Source organism: Affinundibacterium flavidum (assembly GCF_014284175.1).
In the GTDB taxonomy this organism is placed as follows: domain Bacteria; phylum Pseudomonadota; class Gammaproteobacteria; order Burkholderiales; family Burkholderiaceae_D; genus Undibacterium; species Undibacterium flavidum.
This window is the reverse complement of the sequence record NZ_JACOGA010000006.1, coordinates 134,880-153,455: the sequence shown is the minus strand read 5'-3', so window position 1 is coordinate 153,455 and position 18,576 is coordinate 134,880. Positions and strand designations below refer to the sequence as shown.

Here is an 18,576-nt window from a genome sequence, read left to right as displayed (position 1 = left end):
CCTCATTCATTTCGCCACTGGCATAGTAAATTCCGCACCCTTGGCAATACTATCCGGCCAACGCTGCATAATCGATTTATAGCGCGTATAGAAGCGAATTCCCTCCTCGCCATAGGCATGCATATCCCCAAACAAAGAACGCTTCCAGCCGCCGAATGAGTGCCATGCCATCGGTACTGGAATCGGCACATTAATACCAACCATACCGACCTGCACCCGACGTGAAAATTCACGTGCCGTATTTCCATCCGCCGTAAACAAAGAAACGCCATTCCCAAACTCGTGGCGATTAATCAGATCAAGCGCCGCGCTAAAATCTGGCACGCGTACTACGCACAACACCGGCCCGAAAATTTCTTCACTATGAATCCGCATTCCTTCTTGTACATGATCAAACAAGGAGCCACCGATAAAATAGCCTTGCTCCTGTCCGCTCACCTGCAAGCCACGTCCATCCACCACTAATTGCGCGCCTTGCTCCACGCCGCTGGCAATCAAAGTCTCTATCTTAGTGCGATGTACAGCGCTGATTACCGGTCCCATTTCGACCTCCGCCGCCATCCCATCACCGACTTTCAAAGCGCGCACACGTGGCGCCAACTTGGCGACTAATTCGTCCGCGATATCGCCGACTGCAACCGCCACCGAAATTGCCATGCAACGTTCTCCAGCCGAACCGTAAGCAGCGCCCATTAAGGCATCAACCGCTTGCTCCAGATTCGCATCCGGCATCACGACCAAATGATTTTTCGCGCCGCCCAAGGCTTGTACGCGCTTACCAAAACGACTGCCTTCACTATGAATGTATTCTGCAATCGGGGTCGAGCCGACAAAAGAAATCGCCGCCACATCAGGATGCGCTAACAAGGCATCAACCGCAACCTTATCGCCTTGCAAAACATTGAAAACCCCATCCGGCAATCCCGCTTGCTGGAATAGTTCTGCGATCAGCAAAGATGCAGAAGGATCACGTTCTGAAGGCTTCAAGATAAAGGTATTACCACAGGCAATCGCTAAGGGTGCCATCCACATTGGCACCATAAAAGGGAAATTAAAGGGCGTGATGCCGACCGTCACACCCAATGATTGACGAATATTCCAATTGTCGATACCGCCACCAATATTGTCAGAAAACTGCGTCTTTAGAAGCTGAGGTAAGCCGCAGGCAAATTCCACCACTTCGATCCCGCGTGTCACTTCGCCCATCGCATCCGACAATATTTTTCCATGTTCACGCGTGATGATGCTCGCCAACTTGACGTGATTCTGTTCCAGTAATTCTTTAAATTTGAACATCACTCTCGCCCGTCGTAAGGGTGCAGTTTCTGACCATGTAGGCCAAGCTGCTTTGGCAGCGGCCACCGCCTCATCCACTTGACGAGGATCGGCTAAAGCCACTTGCGCTATTTCCGCCCCGGTGGCCGGGTTGAAAACGGATTGCGTACGAACACTGTTTTCTGTAGTCACGCCACCGTTGATGTAATGTGAAATGTAAAGCCTTAGACATATTGTACCTTCTGCGATTTTGCTATTCTCCTGAGCCAGCGACTAGATTATCATGTTGCAGCATCGCGATACCAGTATCGGCTAAATGATATAAGCGATATTGATGATTTTCCTAAGCAGTTTTTTGATAAAGGTTTTTATGGCACGTTCAACCAAAGCCAGTAACGCTGTATTGCGTTTGCAACAACGCAGTGCGAACGCTCCTTACTCTATGGTAACAACCGCCAGTGGCCATTTTTATCTGGTGTTGGGACATGATCCAGATACCCAGGAAAAACTCTGCGCACCGCTAGAAATCGATGACTTTGTCCGCTTCGTGAATAGCGTGAATAAAGAAGCACCGCGTAAAGCCAGCAAACTTGATATCGCGTTTGAAGCTAAATTGAAACGCAACTAATCGTGTAATACAGTATGAAACACTCTCATTAATTCAACTAATCTAACCAGGAATTTACTTCATGAAATTAGCTTTGTTTATCAGCCTCGCACTAAGCAGTCATCTCTGCATCAATCAGGCAAGCGCACAAGATCAAAAACCTGAGCAAGAAGTTGCTGCAAGCGCTGCCAGTGCACCAGTAACAGTCGCCGTGGTTCCGCCATTCGCTACATTAGAAAAAATCGATAGCGTAGTTGGCACCGGTAAAGAAGCTGTCGTAGGCAAAACGGTGGTCGTACATTACACAGGTTGGTTGCGTGATCCACAAGCCGAAAACCAACACGGCAAATCTTTTGATAGCTCAGTTGGTCGCGGTCCTTTTAGTTTCAACTTAGGTGAAGGGCGCGTCATTCGCGGCTGGGAACAAGGCGTACAAGGAATGAAAGTCGGTGGCAAACGGACTTTGCAGATCCCGTCGACATTGGCCTATGGTCCACGTGGTGCGGGTCGTGGCGTGATTCCACCAGATGCTGATTTGATTTTCGATATCGAATTACTCGATGTCATCAACATGCCAGAAGTTGAAAAAATCGACAGTAAAATCGGTAAAGGTGACGAGGCTAAAAGCGGTAACACCGTCACGGTTCACTACACCGGCTGGTTGCGCGATCCCAAAGCCAAAGGTCAAAAAGGTAAAGAATTTGACAGCTCGCGCAAACGCGAAGCTTTTAGTTTTACAGTGAATGGCGGTGAAGTAATTCGCGGCTGGGATTTGGGCGTGCAAGGTATGAAAATTGGCGGCAAGCGTACGCTGATTATTCCTGCAGCACTCGCGTATGGTGCACGTGAAGTTGGGAATGGTTTAATTCCCGCCAATTCAGATCTGGTGTTTGACGTTGAATTATTAAAAGTCAAAGTTAACGCGAAATAAGCAAAAACCCCTGTGGATATCACATCACAAAAATTGACGTATTTGACTGCCTACCCTGCGCATCTACAAGCGCAGGTTCGGGCTTTGCTCGCGCAAAATCAACTCGCGAACCACTTGCGCAATAAGTATCCACAGGTACACCAAATACGTACTGACAAAGCACTGTATCAATACGTACAAGACTTAAAAAATGCTTCACTACGCAATGGCGATCAAATCAGTAAAGTCATCTACGACAATAAACTACACGTAATCAAAAACGCCTTGGGCACACATACTTATGTGTCGCGCGTACAAGGCAACAAGCTAAAAACCAAAAATGAAATTCGTATCGCCAGCCTGTTTAAATCAGTGCCCGAAGAATTCCTCAAAATGATTACGGTGCATGAACTCGCGCATCTAAAAGAAAAAGAACACGACAAAGCCTTTTATCAACTATGTACCTACATGGAAGAAAATTATCACCAATATGAACTCGATTGCCGCCTGTATCTGACACAAATCGACTTACTTGGTGAAGAAGTATGGAATACTGACATCGATAGAAATTGATTTTTGTAGCGCTCGAATAACCTGGCCAGCGGAGACACTCATGGCTTACCTACTAGCACTTGATCAAGGTACTTCCAGTTCTCGTTCTATTATCTTCGATCAGCGCGGCAATATCATCAGTACAGCGCAACAAGAGTTCACTCAATATTTTCCGCAAGCAGCTTGGGTCGAACATGATGCGATGGAAATCTGGCACAGCCAACGCGCCACCATACAACAAGTCTTACAGCAAAGCGGTCTCCAGGCACAACAAATCTCCGCGATTGGCATCACCAATCAGCGTGAAACCACGATACTCTGGAATCGTAAAACCGGACTTCCGCTGGGCCCTGCCATCGTTTGGCAAGACCGTCGTACCGCACGTCAATGTGAAGATTTGCGCGAACAAGGCTACGCCAAATTAATCCAAGAAAAAACCGGCTTAATCCTCGACCCCTATTTCTCCGCCAGCAAAATCGCTTGGATATTGCAACATATTCCAGACGCCCGGGCACAAGCACAACGTGGTGAATTGGCTTTTGGCACGGTCGATAGCTGGTTAGCCTACCAACTCAGCGGCCAACAATTACATGTCACGGATGTGACGAATGCTTCACGCACGATGCTGTGGAATATTCATACACGCGAGTGGGATAAAGAATTACTCGCCTTATTTGATATTCCACGCAGCTTGTTACCCGAGGTCTGTCCTTCCAGTTATTATTTTGGTGATTGCCATTTATTTGGCAGTGCGATTCCGATTGCAGGTATCGCTGGCGACCAGCAAGCAGCTCTATTCGGGCAAGCTTGTTTCCGTACCGGTATGGCTAAAAACACTTACGGCACAGGCTGTTTCGCCCTCTTACAAACCGGTGCTTTTTGTAGTCATTCGCAACATGGCTTAATCAGTACCGCCGCCTGCCAAATTGATCAACATCCGCAATATGCTTTAGAGGGTAGTGTATTTATCGGTGGCGCCGTCGTGCAATGGCTACGCGATTACTTACATTTAGCACCGAGCGCCAAGGACATTGACGCGCTGGCGAGCAGCGTCCCGGATAGTGACGGCGTAATTTTTGTACCAGCATTTACTGGCTTAGGTGCCCCCTACTGGGACGCCAATGCGCGCGGGGCAATTCTGGGTTTACATCGCGGCAGCAGCGCCGCTCACATTGCCCGCGCAGCGATAGAAGCGATTGCTTTTCAGACCGCAGAATTATTGATGGCAATGCAAAAAGACAGCCCTACGCCTATCTTAGAATTGCGGGTAGATGGCGGTGCAGCGACCAATACGACGCTCCTACAATTTCAAGCCGATTTATTAGGGATTCCTGTGGTACGCCCTCGCGTACTGGAAACCACAGCATTGGGCGCTGCCTATCTGGCGGGATTACAGACTGGGGTTTATAGTAATCCCGAAGAATGCAGTGCTCTATGGCAAGAACAACAGCGATTTTTACCACAAATTAGTCGAACTCAAGCCGATCATCGCCTGCAAATCTGGAAAAACGCGGTCGCCCGCTTGCTTTAAAGCGGCCTAGTCAAGCACAATGAAATGGTCATTAATTATCAATATTATGGAGTTGCCATGCGCGTCTTAAAACGTATCCTAATTGGCCTGCTATTTCTCATCGTCGTGATGATAGGATTAGCTTACCTGATGCCGAATCATTATGGTGTTATACGTAGCATTCACATCAATACCAGCCCCGATAAAATTTATCCCTTAATCGCAGCACCCAAAGAATGGAAAAAATGGTCGATCTGGAACCAACGTGATCCTCAAATGGAAATGCTGTATGCCGGACCTGAAACCGGTGCAGGGGCAAGCTGGGATTGGAAAAGTAAAAGTCAGGGCAATGGCGGCATGAAATTTACCCGGGTCGCACCGAATCAAGTCATTAATTATGAACTGCATTTCGAAGGTATGGGAAAACCATCCAATGGAGCATTAACACTAGAACCAGAGGGCGCATCGACTAAAGTAACTTGGTCTATGGTAGGCAGTAGCGAAGGCAATTTTATGATGAAATTATTTGCCCCTTTCATGGATAAAATGGTCGGTCCTGATTTTGAAGATGGATTAAAAAATCTCAAAACTGTCGCAGAAAAACAGCCGTAAATTTCGTAGTATCTGACACAAAAAATGGCGGGAAAGTGTAAGCTTTCTCGCCATTTTTTATTGGGTAACGCTCTCAATGCAATTTTTAGAACTTTTTATAATAAAACCACTCTATAAATTTAATAGTGACTTAGATTCCATATTTAAATCTCACCTAAACAAGACAAATAGCAAAATTCACAGCGTTCAAAATTCTATGCAAATCAATCGTTTTAGCCGATTCTTCACACTACTAATTATCCTGCTAGCCCATATCGCGATAATTTTGATTTGGCAAAACACAAAATCAACTTTCGATAAGCTTAGCTCCACCAAAGCGAACAAAGTATTACTGTTAGTGAACATTCCACAAATTCGCCCAGCTATCAAAGTCAGTCAAATAAAACCCAACACACCAACAAAGCCTACGGTATCAGAAACCTTCACATTAGCTAGTAAGAAAAAAAGTCTCCCTACTTCAACAGCCATCACGCTTCCCGAGCATGCGGCAGCCAACAATCCTGTACCTGAAATAGTGCCAGTACCAACACCTGCACCTGCAGCACCGCCCTTAGAAAAAAATATCCGAGATTTAAGTATGAGCTTGAAAGATGACTTCTTAAAACAAGAAAAAAACTTTCGGCCAGAAAGCAAAAGTCTGAATGAAAACATGAAGAAATTTTCGAATGCGATGGCTGATGCAGCCAAAATCCAAAGAGAGGGTGTCATTATCGAAAAGAAATTTGCCTACGATGGCAGACCTGTCAGTAAAGTTAAAACACCATACGGCACCTATTGTATTCGCCATCCCAAAGCCGGAGAAAAATTAGAACTATCTCCACCGCCGCTTCCTGTGACCTGCGGGCAACTATAGAATTTACATGGAAGCTCCTTCCACTAAAATTCACACAAAATTCAAACAAAATAAAAAACACCCTTACATCAATAATTTTGTCATAAACCTGTCACCTGATCAGCCTAGAGTAAGTCTATTTTCAGCAAACTCTCAGGTGCACTTCATGAATGCGAAAGCCTTTTTCCATAGCAAGACAAATCTCACAGCGTTCAAAACATCTTTGCTCGATGCATTTTTAGCGCGCCAATATATTTCTAGCCCTAAGAAAAAAAATACGCTGATTCAATCCCAAACTTGGGCCGACAGTCATATAGATTTATTAGCCTTAGATCTCAAACCAGCTGCGAATATCGTCACCATTACCGCCGGTGCTTGCCATGCCTTAGCCTACCTCAGTTGCAAACCAGCTGCGATTCATTGCGTCGATGAAAACTCTGCACAATTAGCGCTGTTAGAAATCAAAGCCAAAGCGCTAATTCATTTACCCGATTACGATGCGGTTCTCAAATTTTTGGCACAACCACATCAGAGCGACAATCTCAAACGCTATCAACGTCACTTACGCGCCAATTTGTCAGAGGCAGCTAGTCATTACTGGCAAAAGCGCAATTTACTTGGTCGCCCACGCTACTACGCCTTCAGTAATAATTTACAAGAACATGGTTACTACAACACCAGCTTACGTTTTTTACGTTTTCTCTTGATCCAATTGGGCGCGCGCTTTGATAAGTTACCACTAGCAAAAGATTTAGCGCAACAAAATCACATCTTTGAACAAGATATTCTGCCTGCACTACAAAACAAAACTTTTCTATTCTTGATGCGACGTCGATTTATATTGAATCAACTAGGCTTTAATCAAAATCAAATCAACAAACTTAAGAATACGAAACAAGATGCAAATCGAGATACAAATCAAGCCGAATTGTCGCAACTCTTAATACAAAGATTACGACGTCTACTCTGTGATTTCAGCATTGCTGAAAACCATTTCGCACAGCAAGTAATAGGAAGCACTTACCAAATCCAGCTACAACAAAGCTTGCCGCTCTATTTGCAGAAAAATGTTTTTCCACAATTACGTCAATACGCACATCGTATTCACCCACATCAACATCGTCTAATCGATTTTCTACAACAGCAAAGCCCACAGTCCATCGATGCTTTTGTCTTACAGGATCATCTCGATTATTTAAGCTCAGAAGAAATTAAAAGCCTGTGGCAAGAAATCAATCGCTGCGCAGCACCTGGTGCTAAAGTATTAATACGCAGCCTGGGAACACAATTGCCGCTACCACAAGTCGTTTTTCAATCTGAGCAGGCAAGCTGGCAAACCAATGCCTTGCGTAATCAAGAATTACAAAGTAAAGATCGATGTGCTCTATACGGCTCTCTATTTGTCTTAGATAAAAAATAGAAACAGAAAATAAAAACAGAATACAAAAACACTACAAAAATCTGTGGATAAGTCTTTGCATATCTTGAGGAAGGTATGTGTAAAACCGCCTAAGCTTTCCACAGTCCAAATCTTATGCAGAATCTATTCTTTTTCTGTACAAGCATTGTCCTAGACTTTATCCTTGACCTAAATCCTTGATTTCATTTTAGTAAACTTACTTATCCACAAAAATCAGCGACGTTAACTACTACTACTATGTATATATATACCTTATGTATACAAAACAAAGCTGCTTTCTTTCTTCTTCATTTTTCAAAACCCTATGTCTATTTCAATTAAACCCAATACCACAGGCTTAATCTTTGCTATGCGTGAAGAACAAGAAGGATTGCAAACATTGATTACCGACCAAGAACTACATCACATTGCTAAACGAAGTTTCATACAAGGTAATTTATGGGGACATCCCGTAGTAATGGTCTTAGCTGGAATAGGAAAAGTTGCTGCTGCCAGCACTACTAGTCTCTTAATTCATCATTTTCAAGTAAATCAACTGCTTTTAAGTGGCGTAGCAGGCGCTGCCGATGCAAGTTTAAAGGTGGGAGACATCGTCATCGCTCAAGAGCTGCTACAACACGATATGGATGCTTCTCCTCTATTTCCACGTTTTGAAATTCCTTTAAGCGGAAAATCTCGTTTTTCAGCCCAACAAGATCTATCTTTAGACCTTCAAAAAGCGACGCAAGCATTTATCCAAGAAATACACCAACATCTCTCCGCCGAACAAATTCAAGAATTTCAATTGCAAAACGTGCGAATGCATACCGGCTTAATCGCTAGTGGTGATCAATTTATTCATGACAAGCAAGTTTTGAATCATTTAAAGCAAGCTTTGCCGGATCTACTCGCAGTAGAAATGGAAGGAGCGGCAATTGCTCAGGTTTGTGAAGAACATAACCTCGCATTTGGAATTTTAAGAACAATTTCGGATAGTGCGGATGAAACGGCGCATCATGATTTTCAAAGTTTTGTAAAAAACGTTGCCGCACCGTATACCTTGGGAATTTTGAAGAATTATTTTGAAAATAAGAACGAATAAAGTAAATCGGTGATCAGTTCACAATAAACGTACAACAAATTTTCGACAAATTAAAAAATATTTTTGTGGATAAAGCTGTGGATAAGCTTTGCAGATTTTGTGTAGAACTCGCTTACTTATTCAAGCCAAAAAACTTATACAAAAATTGTTGAGCTCTCATACAAAGATTTTCAGCCTACTTATATTTTCTCTAGAGCTTTGATTTTAGAGTCTAATTCAGGCTTATCCACAAAATTCTTTGTCGTTAACAACTATTACTATTCATATATATAAACTTATTCAATTAAAAGAAAAAAGTTTTTTTTGGCGACTCAAAAAAAACTGCTGAAATAATTCACATTTGTTGAAATAAATGGGTATGATTGCGGCTCACTTCGAGTTTTTCAGGAGATCCTTTTAAACCTAACATTTGTCGACCACGAAAATCCCGCGTTACTTCTGCAATAGCACTAACCCTTACCAAAGTAGATCGATGAACACGCCAAAATTCTTTAGGATCTAATTCATCCTCTAACTCTTTTAAAGTTTTACGAATTAAAAATTCAGCTTGTTCTGTTTGTACTAAAGTATATTTTTCATCCGATTTAAAAAAGAGAATTTCTTTGGTGCTAATCATGCGCAAACTATTTCCTACACTAGCTTGTATCCAGCGTAAATATTCTCTCTGTTGAGCTTGTTGTTGCTGCATTAATTGCGTTAGCAATTGTTCGACTTGATGTGATTGTTCAACATGGTGAGTTTGCTCAGTTTTATCCGATAAAACTATTTTTGAACTAGAAACAGTCGACGATTCAGTATTTTTTTTGGCTAATCTTTCCTGCAAGCGCAGACAAGTTTGTTGTAAACGTTCAGTGTCGATAGGTTTTAATAAATAGTCCATCGCACCACGTTCAAAAGCCTGAATTGCGTATTCATCGTAAGCGGTCACAAAAATAATGAGCGCATTTTTAGCTAATTGACTAGCAGCTTCTATGCCATTTTTACCAGGCATACGAATATCTAAAAAAATAATCTGCGGATGATGTAGTTTGGCTTCTTCAATTGCCACAATGCCGTTCGCTGCTTCTGCCACGATGTTGAGATCTGGCCAAGCTTGTTTTAATTTGCTACGCAGATGTGCACGCATAGGGGCTTCATCATCGACAATCATGGCGGTAATTTGGTTAATCATTTTATTTTTTTAAATTTGATTATTAGTAGAATCTTTAGGTTCAAAAAATACATTTACTGAAAATCAGGAATATGCAAAGTCAATTTAGCACCACCGGTTTTTGGTACTTCAATCACCAAGCTCGCTTTGACTCCGTATAAAACTTTTAAGCGTTCACGAATATTGCTAAGGCCGATTCCATCGTCAGCATGTAAATCAAAACCGATACCGTTGTCATATACTTCTACTTGAATTTCGCCTTCACCTTGGCGCGCAAGAATGCTGATGTGGCCACCATCGGTCTTCGGTTCTAAGCCATGCTTGATCGCATTTTCCACTAAGGTTTGTATCATCATGGATGGAAAGGCGACATGTTCTAGTGCAGCAGGACATTCAATTTGATACGTTAAACGTTCTTGCATACGTGCTTGCATAATATTCAAATAGGCACGCGATAAAGCTAATTGTTGTCCTAATTTTCCACCACCTTGTTCACGTATTTGTGGCAAAGCGGCACGCAAATATTTGATTAAATGGGTATGAACGATAGAAGCTTGATGCGGATCGGTTTCAATTAACTGACCAATTAAAGCTAAGGTATTAAATAAAAAATGAGGTTCTATCTGAGCTTGCAAAGTCGCCATTTCCGCTTCTAACACGCGACGTTCTAAAGCTTCAACATCGGCTCTGGTGGATGCGTCACTAGCAGCAATTTCCGCACGACGTTTACCACCTGCCAAACTCTTGATCATGATGGAAGCGAATACCAACAAAGGCAACAAACTTCCTAAACCTAAAATGCCACCGATGATCATCGCCAAGACAGAAACAAAAACCAGGTAACTCCAGGAAATCACTGCTAACCAGTCAAAAAATTTCCACCAAAATTCTTTACCTGTTTCTGCTACATCCAGCATGAACAAAAGAACTTTATTTTTATCGCCCGCATCCATCTTAGCTCTCCTCATCCGGTTTTTTTTCTGCTGTTTTTTCTGTAGCTTGTTCCGAAGTTTGTTGTGTAGCTTGTTGCGTTGTTTGGTGCTGAGTAGTTTGGTCTTCTTTGCCAATAAAACATTTCAACAACAAGGAACCAATCACTAACCAGTTAGCCAGCGCATGTACAGACAAAAGTCCACCAGCGATCAGAGTTAATAAACAAGCGAGAAACAATTTTCCCCATGAGACATCGATAATCCATTCGACATAATGTTGCCAGATGTATTTAGCGGTATCTGCGACGTTCAAAACGAATTCGAGGACTGGGTTTTTAGTTGTTGAGTTCATGGTATTGCTCCTTGTATTTGATGAATTATTTGTCGTATTTTCTGTAAAAGTTGTAGTGCTTGTGTCTGACGAAATTTCTTGCATTATTTGTTGTGTTTCTTGTTCTGGCTCTGACATGTTGTTCTCCTCTTAGTGTTGTCTTGCAGTTTTTGTGTTTTGAATTACTGCTTGTATGACTACACAGTAGCATCGGCGAAAAACTAGCTCTAGCGCTCTGCGATTAAGCGCATAAAGCTATAGCTCAAAGGTAATTTCACGCGATAAGTGGCAGTCAGATTGTTCGCTTTTTGTGTGAAAAGCCTGTTTTTGTGCTTTTACAAGGATAAATACGGATTGCACGGGATTTTGGTATGAGTTAGCGACAGGCTTGACCTACAATGGAGGCTAATCATGAATTTGTACTTTGCACTTATATAAGTGTCTGAAACGTGTTTGCAAAAATGGTAGAGAAGAATAAAGAGAAGAATAAAGAGAGAAGGAAATGAAGAAGATTTTTAGATTTTTACTGATACTCATTACTTTACTGGGAATCAATGCCTGTACACCTAAATTTGATTGGCGTGAATTTAGAAGTCAGGATGCGCCTATCAGCGCCCTGTTTCCAGGTAAGCCCGCTAGTCATAGTAGAGAAGTTGATTTAGATGGCATCAAAGTGACTTTACAGATGACAGCAACGGATGTGAATCAAATCAGTTTTGCCATCGCCTATGCCAAAGTTGACGATAAATCTGTAGATCAAAAGATACTGTTGGCGCAACAACAACGTGCTTTGAATGCGATGCAAGCAGGAATGCTCAAAAATATTCAAGCGAAGCTAGTTGAACCATCGCCTACAGATGCACCAAAAAATACTATTACAGCGCTAGGTAAAGCACAAAACGGACAGAGCGTAAAATTGGTAGCGCGTTTTACACAGCATGGACCTTGGATTATTCAAGCGATCATGCTTGGTGATGAGAAAGCATTTACACCTGAAGTGATGGATATGTTTTTTGGTTCACTAAAATTTAATTAAGTGTTGTCCTAAAAATGGTGAACGCAGCAAAAATGTTGAAAACTATTTAGTTCGTATTTTTAATGAGTCTTTATGTTAATTATTTTTAAATCAAAAGCAGCTGCTGAAGTCATTATGTATAAAGAGCATATTGCTGCTGTATTAGAACTCTTGGGTAAAAGTGTAGACCGAGGTGTTATTACATCAGCCGAACTACCTGACACCATTCAAAAAATAGAAAAACTGATAGAAGACGACAAGTTACAGAGAAAACTTCAGGAAAAAATTGAAGAAGATGAAGACTTGGATGAATTTGAAAAGAAAAAGAAATTTAATACGGTGACTTTATCAGCGCGTCTATTTCCGTTATTGGAAATGCTAAAGGCAGCGAACAAAAAACAAACTGAAATTTTGTGGGGTGTATAAAACGATGACTGCGCATGTAGAACATACAGAAGAATTTTTCTTAGAAGCCTTGGACGGCGCTTCTCTGTTTGTTCGCGACTGGCCAGTGCAAGATGGAAGCGATGCGCCTGGTATTGTTGTTATGCATGGCTTGGGGGAACATTCAGGACGTTATGTTCACGTTGCGAGATTCTTTAATGCCTTAGGCTTTAAGGTCAGAAGTTTTGATCAACGTGGACATGGACAATCATCTGGTGCTCGTGGCGATATTCCTGATACCGATGCAATTTTGCGTGATACACGTTTAGTGATTACGGACTTTTCAAAACAATTGCAGAAACCACCGTTTGTCGTGGCGCATAGTATGGGTGGTCTATTTGCTACCCGTTTTGCTTTGGAAGGATTAACACCATTAAGTGGATTGATCTTATCTTCTCCTGCTTTTTCCGTTCGTACTAGTCGTATAGAAAAATTTCTATTTAAGATCAGCCGAGTATTGATTCCGCACTTAGGTGTCGGTCACGGCACGAATGGTCGGTATTTATCACACGACAGTGAAGTTGTTGCAGCCTATCAAAACGATCCTTTGGTGCACGCACGTATTAGTGCCAGTTTATTTCAAAGCATGTTAGATGCAATGCAGTATGTCAAAGCGCATGCGACAGAATTAAAGACACCGACGCTCCTACTGATTGCGGATGGAGATCTGGTTGTGAACCCACAAGGGGCTAAAAATTTCTCGACAAAATTGAATGCAAGTTCGCATAGATCTTGTCTGAAAACGCAAATTTATCCGGGTTTCTATCACGAAGTTTTTAATGAATTAGAAGCCTTACAGGTTTTTGAAGACGTCAGAATTTGGTTAGAAGAAAATGATTTTATGCCTGCAGCGCGGCAATAATCATAACAAGATAAGAAGAACAAAATAAGAAAAACGAAATTGATAAGAATTAAATAGTGACAACTATAAATAAATTTAATATCGGAAATTGTGATGGTTGAATCCAGTAGAAAAATTTTGACACTACCCGAGCTTAAGAAAAGTAAGCCTAACGTCAATAAAAATCAAACCCGAGTACGCACTGGTAATAGCACCTCAGTGCATTCTAAAGAATCCGTAAAATCTAAAGCCCCCGAGCCAGAAACCTTAGCAATCAAAGCAGATTCATTAGCATTTAGCTTGGTTGGCGCTGCACAAGCAGTTGCTTATGTATTGGAAGGTGTTGCGTTACCTCAGGCGCTATCCAGAGTACTTACTCAAATGGATGCCAGTCCTCAGGCCAGAGGAGCGATGCAAGACATTGCGTATAGAACTATGCGTCAAGTCGGGCGAGTTGATGCCTTAATCGCTCTGATGACCAGCAAACCACCAGAGCCACCATTGCTGTATGGCTTAATGTGTTGCGCACTCACTTTGTTAGCCACAGAAAATGCAGATGAAGCGCCGTATGATGATTTTGTGGTGGTTGATCAGGCGGTGAATGCTGCTGCATCGTCTACTAACATGGTGTTTGCCAAAGGTATGGTGAATGCTGTTTTACGTCGATTCTTGCGTGAAAAAGCAGAACTATTACCTGTCGTGTTAAAGCAGGCTGCAGCGCGTTGGAATTATCCGCAATGGTGGGTGGATCAATGCAAAACGGCTTATCCACAAGATTGGCAAAAGATTTTGGCAGCGGCTGATACCCCACCACCGATGACTTTACGAGTGAATCAGCGTTTAAGTACAGTTGAAGATTATCTACAGTTATTGCAGCAAGAACAAATTGAATCGACCCAGATAGGGCCGTTTGCCGTACGTTTGCATAAGCCTGTGCCAGTCCAGAATATTCCCGGATTTTCTAGTGGCGTCGTGTCAGTTCAAGACGCTGCAGCACAACTCGCTGCGGTTCTATTGGATGTGCAAGACGGACATAAAGTGCTGGATGCGTGCGCCGCGCCCGGTGGTAAAACCAGTCACATCTTAGAATTGGCCAAAGTCAATTTATTGGCGTTGGATGTTGATGCTAAGCGTTTAGACAAAATTCATGAGAATTTGGCGCGCTTACAGTTATTTGCGACGATTAAAGAAGGTGATGCAAGCTGGTCAAATTGGTGGGATGGTCAACAATTTGATCGTATTCTGGCCGACGTCCCATGTACGGCGTCTGGCGTAGTGCGTCGTCATCCCGATATTCGTTGGTTACGTCGTAAGACTGATGCTGCTCAATTAGCGGTCACATCCAATAAGATTTTGGATAATTTGTGGCGGATGTTGAAACCAGGTGGAAAATTACTTTTAGCAACCTGCTCAATCTGGCCTATAGAGTCAGAAAAGCAAGCACAAGACTTTGCAAGCAAACATGGTGCAATCTTACTTGATGCGCCCGGTCAATTACTACCAACGTCGGAAATCAACAACGAACATGATGGTTTGTTTTACGCCTTATTTCAAAAACCAGCAGTGTGAACTTTGTTTCACGTTATGATGTCAATAACATAGGACTTACGCAAAACAGACGCTGACGCGATTTTAGAAGCCCAGTGTTCCCTTGCAGGGCGCGATAGCACAGGTATGTGCTATCTGCTACGTGGGCAAGCAGCGTGCTGCTAGAATTCCCCACTATGCCCTCGCCGTACTATCGTACTGTCTTCGGCTCCACGCCCCCGATTTAAGCATTCGAGGGCAGGCTCTAGCCAGCGCAATTTTGCGTAAATCCTATAAAAATTTTTTCGATTCACTTTTGCTATTGTTTCATTAACGAAAGCAATAGAAATTGACATAGTTTAGATTTGGCTTATTTGGTTTGATTGAGGGCTTTTTAGTATTTTCAATGTTCACCCGTTTGATCCAGTTTTCGCGATCGTTTTTATTTGCATGGGCGCTGATGTGTTTCGCGCCCATGCTGTTTTCATCCGCCCCTGCACAAGCGAACGGGGTGGAAGTGATGAATGCAAGATTGGAAAGCACGGATGAAGGTTACCGGGTTTTCGTGTCGTTTTCATTTGAACTGGGGCCCGACTTAAAAAGTGCTATCAATGAAGGCATACCGGTTTCATTTACTGCTGAAGTTGAAATCAATCGTCCACGCTGGTACTGGTTTGATGAGAAAACCATACGTTCATCGCAAACCGTCAAAATTCAATATGATCTCTGGCGTCGTCAATATACGGCTGCGGTAAATGGTGGTCTTAAGCAAAATTTTAATAGTTTAGACGAGGCCATGGCCTTGGTTTGGCGCCCACGTCGTTGGCTGGTCGCGGAAAAAAATGCGCTAAATCCCGGCGCAATTTATAACGTCGGTGTACGTTTAAAGTTAGACAGTAATCAGTTATCAAAACCTATGTTAATAACCTCGTTCAGCAATAGTGATTGGCGTCTGGCCTCCGAGTGGAAACGATTTACGTTCAAGGCTGACGACAAGTGACCAGATTTTTGCGGCAAGGTTTAGTCATTGGTGGCGTTCTGATGAGCGTCCTCTTATTTATCTTGATGACGGCGACTGAAAACTCCAGTCGTTTTCGCGCCATTAATGAAAATCTTCCTTTACTGTTGATGGCCAATGCAGTGGTTGCTTTCGGCTTGTTGGCAATGGTTACCGCTCTGCTCTGGCAGCTGATACGCCGTTATCGCCAGCGCGAATTTGGCTCGCGAATTATGACGCGCTTGGTAATTTTGTTTGCCTTAACTGGGATTGTGCCGGGCGCATTAATTTATCTGGTGTCAGTCCAGTTTGTGACGCGTTCGATTGACTCCTGGTTTATCGTTAAGCTTGATCCATTACTTAATTCCGGTGTGAATCTCGGGCACACAGCCTTAGATTACACTTTGAAGGACTTAGAAGGTAAAGCGCGCAGTATGGCGAATCAACTAGCCGATGTGGCTGATAATGCGATGTCATCTTCCTTGCCGATCAGACTGTCGCGCTTGCGTGAGCAAATGCAGGTTAAAGAAGCGACTATCGTTAGTAACCGTGGCCGGGTAGTGGCTACTACGAATGAATTTCCCGGCGTATTGGTACCAGAATTACCTACGGCGGGCATGATACAAACCGCACGTGCCGAAGGTAAATATTCGCAATATAGCAGTCATGTTGACCATACTGGTGAAGACGCAACGCGTAATTTATTTACCGAAGCGCATCAAAATACGAATTCTGAAAACGGTAACCAAGAATTTTTGCGCGTGATTATTCCCCTGCAATCGACCGGAGTCGATTCGCGCTTTCAAAAAGAAACGCATTACCTGCAAGTGATACAACCGGTGCCGGATTTATTGGATACCCAGGCCAAAGTATTTACCAACGCGATTGCCGAACATCGCGAGCGTTCATCGAGTCGCAATGGTTTGAAGAATATGTACTTAGTGACGCTGACCTTACTTTTATTGTTTGCCATTTTTGGCGCGATCACCGCAGCATTCTTTATTTCCGGCGAATTGGCCCGCCCTTTATTGTTGCTGGCAGAAGGTACCAAGGCGGTGGCTGAAGGTAATTTATCTCCGCGCCCTATTACCACGACCTCGGATGAATTGGGCAGCCTGACGCAGTCATTTAATACGATGACGCATCAATTATTTGAAGCCCGTTCGGCGGTCGAACAAAACCGCAATGAATTAGAAAATGCCAAAGCTTATCTGGAGTCGGTGTTGGGAAATATGTCGGCAGGTGTGATGGTCTTGGATCAGAACGCGTGTCTGGTCAGTTGTAATCATTCGGTAGGACGAATTTTGCGACGCGATTTAGAGAAAGAAATCGGCCGGCCAATGTCAGAAATTCCAGGACTACAAGTGTTTGCCGCCGCTATTGATAAAGCCTTTTCTGAACAACACGCACAATCTGCTGGCGGACCTGAGCAAGAGCATTGGCAACAACAAATCGAATTGCCGAGTTCGGTATTTGAAGGCATAGGTGAAGCGAATCAAGTTGGCTTTAATACCGAAGAAGATAAAGGCGTGACTTTGCTCGCACGTGGTTCACATTTACCAGTGGATTCACAGGTTGGTTACGTGATTGTTTTTGATGATATTACGAATATTATTTCCGCGCAGCGTTCGATTGCCTGGGGTGAAGTAGCCCGCCGTTTGGCGCATGAAATCAAAAATCCTTTAACCCCAATTCAACTCTCGGCAGAGCGTTTGCAAATGAAACTGGTGGATAAATTAAATGAGGTTGACGCGCAATTTTTGAACAAGAGCACGACTACCATAGTCAATCAAGTAACGTCGATGAAGCGCATGGTTGATGATTTCCGCGATTATGCAAAAATCCCACAAGCCGTTTTATCCAAAATCAATCTGGCCGCCTTGATTGATGATGTTTTACATCTCTATTTATCGGGAGATGGCCGCGATATTATTCATTTGCAGATTGAGTCTGAATTGCCTTTGATCATGGGTGACGCGACGCAATTACGTCAGGTCATACATAATTTATTACAGAATGCTCAGGACGCGGTGAGCGAGCACGTAAAAGCGGGTCAGGCGCCACGGATTGATGTGATTGCCGAGATTGTGCATTATGTCGGTGCTGATAAAACCGAGCGATTGGCGGTACGTTTGTCGGTAATCGATAATGGCCCGGGATTTTCCAATAAAATATTGGCACGCGCATTTGAACCATACGCCACTTCCAAACCACGTGGCACCGGTTTAGGCTTGGCGATGGTGAAGAAAATAGTTGATGAACACGGTGGTAAGATCGATATTCAGAACCGAACTGATTCAAACGGTGCCAAAGTTTCGATTTTGCTGTTAAAGTTAGCACCGGATGTAAATACCGCATGATAGGGCTTATGCAAAATTGCGCTGGCGAGGCGGTGAGCCGAAGACAGTACAACGTACGGCGAGGGCGCAGTGGGGAATTTAAGCAGCATGCTGCTTGCCCACGGAGCAGATAGCACATATTTGTGCTGTCGCGCCCTGCAAGGGAACACAACGAAGCAAGCGTCTGTTTTGCATAAGTCC

Annotated in this window: 18 protein-coding genes; 14 read left to right on the top strand and 4 right to left on the bottom strand. The window is 43.2% G+C overall.

Annotated elements, in window-relative coordinates:
- Window positions 1-6 precede the first annotated feature (6 nt).
- A complete protein-coding gene (locus H8K55_RS08025; RefSeq protein WP_222612407.1) occupies window positions 7-1,545 on the bottom strand; it encodes a CoA-acylating methylmalonate-semialdehyde dehydrogenase in 1,539 nt (512 codons plus the stop codon).
- A 100-nt stretch (window positions 1,546-1,645) separates the two neighbouring features.
- Between H8K55_RS08025 and H8K55_RS08020 the strand changes: the two genes are divergently transcribed.
- The 8 genes from H8K55_RS08020 (at window position 1,646) to H8K55_RS07985 (ending at window position 8,799) form a co-directional block, all read left to right on the top strand.
- A complete protein-coding gene (locus H8K55_RS08020) occupies window positions 1,646-1,903 on the top strand; it encodes a hypothetical protein (RefSeq protein WP_186941560.1) in 258 nt (85 codons plus the stop codon).
- A 61-nt stretch (window positions 1,904-1,964) separates the two neighbouring features.
- Entirely contained in the window at window positions 1,965-2,813 is an 849-nt protein-coding gene (locus H8K55_RS22165; protein ID WP_186941559.1) for an FKBP-type peptidyl-prolyl cis-trans isomerase, read from the top strand.
- 12 nt (window positions 2,814-2,825) lie between these two features.
- Window positions 2,826-3,365, top strand: coding sequence for a YgjP-like metallopeptidase domain-containing protein (locus H8K55_RS08010; protein ID WP_329605011.1), 540 nt, complete (start codon window positions 2,826-2,828; stop codon window positions 3,363-3,365).
- Window positions 3,366-3,405: 40 nt separating this feature from the next.
- The gene (gene glpK / locus H8K55_RS08005; protein WP_186941558.1) at window positions 3,406-4,875 is read left to right on the top strand and encodes a glycerol kinase GlpK; all 1,470 of its coding nucleotides are present in this window, start codon (window positions 3,406-3,408) and stop codon (window positions 4,873-4,875) included.
- A gap of 57 nt (window positions 4,876-4,932) precedes the next feature.
- The gene (locus H8K55_RS08000) at window positions 4,933-5,466 is read left to right on the top strand and encodes an SRPBCC family protein (protein ID WP_186941557.1); all 534 of its coding nucleotides are present in this window, start codon (window positions 4,933-4,935) and stop codon (window positions 5,464-5,466) included.
- A 76-nt stretch (window positions 5,467-5,542) separates the two neighbouring features.
- Window positions 5,543-6,319 (top strand): hypothetical protein, encoded by a 777-nt coding sequence (locus H8K55_RS07995; RefSeq protein ID WP_186941556.1) that lies wholly within the window; start codon window positions 5,543-5,545, stop codon window positions 6,317-6,319.
- 145 nt (window positions 6,320-6,464) lie between these two features.
- The gene (locus H8K55_RS07990) at window positions 6,465-7,718 is read left to right on the top strand and encodes a DUF3419 family protein (protein WP_186941555.1); all 1,254 of its coding nucleotides are present in this window, start codon (window positions 6,465-6,467) and stop codon (window positions 7,716-7,718) included.
- 304 nt (window positions 7,719-8,022) lie between these two features.
- The gene (locus H8K55_RS07985) at window positions 8,023-8,799 is read left to right on the top strand and encodes a 5'-methylthioadenosine/adenosylhomocysteine nucleosidase (protein ID WP_186941554.1); all 777 of its coding nucleotides are present in this window, start codon (window positions 8,023-8,025) and stop codon (window positions 8,797-8,799) included.
- Between the two features lie 334 nt (window positions 8,800-9,133).
- Here the strand turns inward: H8K55_RS07985 and H8K55_RS07980 are convergent, their stop codons facing one another.
- From H8K55_RS07980 to H8K55_RS07970, 3 genes are read right to left on the bottom strand one after another with little or no spacing between them, the layout of a single operon-like run.
- Entirely contained in the window at window positions 9,134-9,970 is an 837-nt protein-coding gene (locus H8K55_RS07980) for a LytR/AlgR family response regulator transcription factor (RefSeq protein ID WP_186941553.1), read from the bottom strand.
- Window positions 9,971-10,023: 53 nt separating this feature from the next.
- Window positions 10,024-10,902: a sensor histidine kinase gene (locus H8K55_RS07975; RefSeq protein WP_186941552.1), complete on the bottom strand. Its 879-nt coding sequence runs from the start codon at window positions 10,900-10,902 to the stop codon at window positions 10,024-10,026.
- Window position 10,903: 1 nt separating this feature from the next.
- Window positions 10,904-11,350, bottom strand: a complete 447-nt coding sequence (locus H8K55_RS07970) for a hypothetical protein (RefSeq protein WP_186941551.1) — start codon at window positions 11,348-11,350, stop codon at window positions 10,904-10,906.
- 364 nt (window positions 11,351-11,714) lie between these two features.
- Here H8K55_RS07970 and H8K55_RS07965 point away from each other — a divergent pair, with 364 nt between their 5' ends.
- From H8K55_RS07965 to H8K55_RS07940, 6 genes are all read left to right on the top strand, one after another.
- Window positions 11,715-12,248 carry a hypothetical protein gene (locus H8K55_RS07965; RefSeq protein WP_186941550.1) on the top strand — a complete coding sequence of 178 codons (534 nt, stop codon included), beginning with the start codon at window positions 11,715-11,717 and terminating at the stop codon, window positions 12,246-12,248.
- A 72-nt stretch (window positions 12,249-12,320) separates the two neighbouring features.
- Complete coding sequence (locus tag H8K55_RS07960) at window positions 12,321-12,653, top strand: DUF1840 domain-containing protein (protein ID WP_186941549.1); 333 nt, start codon at window positions 12,321-12,323, stop codon at window positions 12,651-12,653.
- A 4-nt stretch (window positions 12,654-12,657) separates the two neighbouring features.
- Window positions 12,658-13,533 carry an alpha/beta hydrolase gene (locus H8K55_RS07955; RefSeq protein WP_186941548.1) on the top strand — a complete coding sequence of 292 codons (876 nt, stop codon included), beginning with the start codon at window positions 12,658-12,660 and terminating at the stop codon, window positions 13,531-13,533.
- 93 nt (window positions 13,534-13,626) lie between these two features.
- Window positions 13,627-15,081, top strand: coding sequence for a 16S rRNA (cytosine(967)-C(5))-methyltransferase RsmB (rsmB, locus tag H8K55_RS07950; protein WP_186941547.1), 1,455 nt, complete (start codon window positions 13,627-13,629; stop codon window positions 15,079-15,081).
- Window positions 15,082-15,514: 433 nt separating this feature from the next.
- Window positions 15,515-16,039 (top strand): DUF4390 domain-containing protein, encoded by a 525-nt coding sequence (locus tag H8K55_RS07945; RefSeq protein WP_230408527.1) that lies wholly within the window; start codon window positions 15,515-15,517, stop codon window positions 16,037-16,039.
- Between the two features lie 41 nt (window positions 16,040-16,080).
- The gene (locus H8K55_RS07940; RefSeq protein ID WP_222612399.1) at window positions 16,081-18,396 is read left to right on the top strand and encodes a sensor histidine kinase; all 2,316 of its coding nucleotides are present in this window, start codon (window positions 16,081-16,083) and stop codon (window positions 18,394-18,396) included.
- Window positions 18,397-18,576: the final 180 nt, after the last annotated feature.